This window comes from Patulibacter sp., assembly GCF_030655195.1.
Classification (GTDB): Bacteria; Actinomycetota; Thermoleophilia; order Solirubrobacterales; family Solirubrobacteraceae; genus Patulibacter.
In genome coordinates this window covers 1-2,751 of the sequence record NZ_JAURWA010000140.1, presented here as the reverse complement: position 1 = coordinate 2,751, position 2,751 = coordinate 1, and the positions used below count along the sequence as shown (strand labels likewise).

Annotated in this window: 2 protein-coding genes, 1 pseudogene and 1 riboswitch; all 3 genes and pseudogenes read left to right on the top strand. The window is 77.1% G+C overall.

What is annotated here, in order from left to right; genetic code table 11:
- The first annotated feature begins 112 nt into the window (after positions 1-112).
- Positions 113-285: riboswitch (cobalamin riboswitch) on the top strand.
- 88 nt (positions 286-373) lie between these two features.
- On the top strand, positions 374-1,360 hold the full coding sequence (locus Q7T67_RS16020; protein WP_304791841.1) for a hypothetical protein: 987 nt from the start codon (positions 374-376) through the stop codon (positions 1,358-1,360).
- 114 nt (positions 1,361-1,474) lie between these two features.
- Positions 1,475-2,455: a hypothetical protein gene (locus Q7T67_RS16015; protein WP_304791838.1), complete on the top strand. Its 981-nt coding sequence runs from the start codon at positions 1,475-1,477 to the stop codon at positions 2,453-2,455.
- 74 nt (positions 2,456-2,529) lie between these two features.
- Positions 2,530-2,751: pseudogene (locus tag Q7T67_RS16010) on the top strand (hypothetical protein); the annotation flags it as partial.

The following is a 2,751-nucleotide window of genomic DNA, read 5'->3' as shown; positions in this document are numbered from 1 at the left end:
GCCGCGCCCGGCCGTCGTGCCGGGCGCGCCGCGACGGTCCGGTCGGCGGTCCGGGCCGTGCGGCGCGGTCCGGGTGGCCCCCTCCGGGCCGCGCGCTAGTGTCCCCGGCGGAGTCGATCCACCCCTCCCGAGGGGTCAGGGAATCCGGTGGGAATCCGGGACTGACGCGCAGCGGTGAGGATGCGGATCGTGGCCACGACGCCACTGGGCTCCTCGGACCATCCGTCCGAGGACCTGGGAAGGCGGCCGCGATCGAGTGCATCCGAGTCCGAAGACCTGTCGACTCCGCGCCGGGAGGGTGGGATCCCCCTCCTCCGGGTGCTTCTGACCATCGCGGCCGCGCGTAACGGCCGTCGCAGAAGGAGACAACGACATGGTGAGCGTCCTCGAACGACTCCCCGCACTCGCGACGACCGGCGTCGGCAGCCTGCCGTTCGACGACCCCGCCGTGGCGGTCCGCCACGCCACGCGCGCCTACGGCGTGCCGTTCTGCCCGCAGCTCCCGCGGTCCGACGGCGACATGGTCCGCGAGTGGCTCGGTCCGCAGTGGACGCAGACCCCGTGCGGCTGGACGACCGAGCGCGACCGCGAACGCCCCGCCGCGTGGGACGCGTTCGTCGAGGCCCTGCAGGCGCGGCCGCCGGAGCACCGGGTCGTGAAGCTGCAGGCGACGGGCCCGGTCACGCTCGCCGTGGCGATGGAGCGCGCGGCGGGTCGCTCGGGCGTCGGTCGCGACGTCGCGACGCTGGCGCGCGAGCTCGCCGGCTGGCTGGCGTCGAGCGTCGCGGGGCAGACCGCGCGGCTGCGCGAGCTGGACCTCGACGTCCTGCTGGTCGTCGACGAGCCCGGCCTCGCCCACGCGAGCGGCGATCCCCGTCCGACCCGCCCGGGAGCGGCGAGCGCGGTCGACGCCCGGGTGTGGGACCCGCTGCGCGGCGCCGCGTCGGCGTGGGGCCTGCACGTCTGCTCGGCCGTCCCGTGGGCGCTCGTGCGCGCGGCGGAGCCGGACGTGCTCTCGTTCGACGCGACCCGCTACGCCGTCGGCGGGGCGGGTGCGGTCGTGCTGCACGAGCTCGTCGCCCGTGGCGGCCGGATCGCCTGGGGCGCCCTGGACCCGGTGCGCCCCGACGCGGAGTTCGACGCCGCCGCCCGGATCGGTGCCGCCGTCGGCGCGGTGACCGCCGCGGGCGGGGACCTCGAGACCCTCATCGCCCGCAGCCTGGTGACGCCGTCGTGCGGCACCGGGCGACTGGCCCCGGCGCGGGAGCGGCTCGTCGCGTCGGTCCTCGACGCGGCCGCGGCGGCGGTCGGGGCGACGTGGCGCTCGTGGCCGCGCAGCGGCGTGCGGGCGACGGGCTGAGGGACGGCGGCGGGCGTCCGGGCGCGTCCTGGCGCGCGGACGCTCGTCCGTGAGAGTCCGTGAGGAGGCGGGCCCCGGGCGCACCATTTCGCCGGATCCGGGGTTGTAGTGCGTATGCGTGTCCCCCCCGTCCCGTCCCTGACCATCCCGGCCCTCCTCTGCGTCGGGCTCGCCCTCTCGGCGGCCCCCGCGTCGGCCGCCGACGCTCCCCGCACCGTGCTCGACGCCGTCGAGCCGGTCGACGTCTCCGTCCAGGGCCAGCGCGTCGCGTGGCTCCGGCCCGCGTCGGCGCCGAGCCGGACCGGCACGGTCCGCACCGTCCAGGCGGTCGTCCTCGACGCTCCCGGCGGGACGCCGCGCGTCCTCTCGGCCAAGCTCCCCGACTTCGCCGACTCCGTGGCGCTCGGCTCCGACGGCAACGGGCGCACCGTGCTCACCATCGGCTCGCGCGGCCGCGACGTCGTCGTGCGCGCCGACGGGTCGGGTCCCGCCAGGCGCCTGCGCGGCCAGACCTCGAAGGACGAGGCCACCGTCATGCGCGCCGGCCGGATCGCCTTCCTGCGCACGTCCCGCGGCACGACCACCCTGCGCTTCGCCACGGCCGCCGGCCGACCGAGCAAGCTCGTGCGGACGGTACCGCGCGAGTATCAGGGCCTCCGCCTCGCGCTCGGCGCGCGGGACGCGATCGCCCTGCACGCCTACCGCCCGCGCGACGTCGGCATCGGCAACATCGTCTGGCTGATGCGCCCGGGCAAGAAGGTCGTGCGGCTGACCTCGCAGAGCACCGGCGGCGCGTCGGACAACGGCATCGGCGCCCTGACGGTCTCGGCGGACGGCTCGCGCTTCGCCGTGACCCGCTTCAACATCGGCGGCGGGCACCCCAGCGACGTCCAGCGGTTCTCGGCGACCTCCGGCAAGCGGGTCAGCGTCCGCCCGGCGACGGCCGTCCCGAACGTCGACGCCCTCGACGAGTACGTCCTCGACGACGGCCGCAGCGTGGTCACGCCGATCGAGACGTTCAACTGCGCGCGCCCGGGCGACCCGGACGCCCAGCCCGGCGCCCCGGCGTGCCTCGGGCTGGACCTCGTCGGCTGAGCGGGCGGCGGCGGTCGGGGCCGAGTTCGGTAGCCCTACGTAGGTGACCCTTCCTGTGGTAGCGTCGCCCGCCCGTGACCGTCGTACCCCCGCTGGCCGACGTCGTGACCGACGCCCTCTCCGGCATCGCGCAGGCGCTCGAGGTCCCGGTCCACGTCGCCGCGATCGTGCTGCTGCTGGTCCTGGCGCTGGAGCTCGGCCGCGGTCTCACCGAGGCGTGGCGCCGCGCCCGCCCGGGCCGGCCGCGCCTGGTCGAGACCCTGGCCCGCGCGCTCGCCGAACCGGGCAGCGCGCAG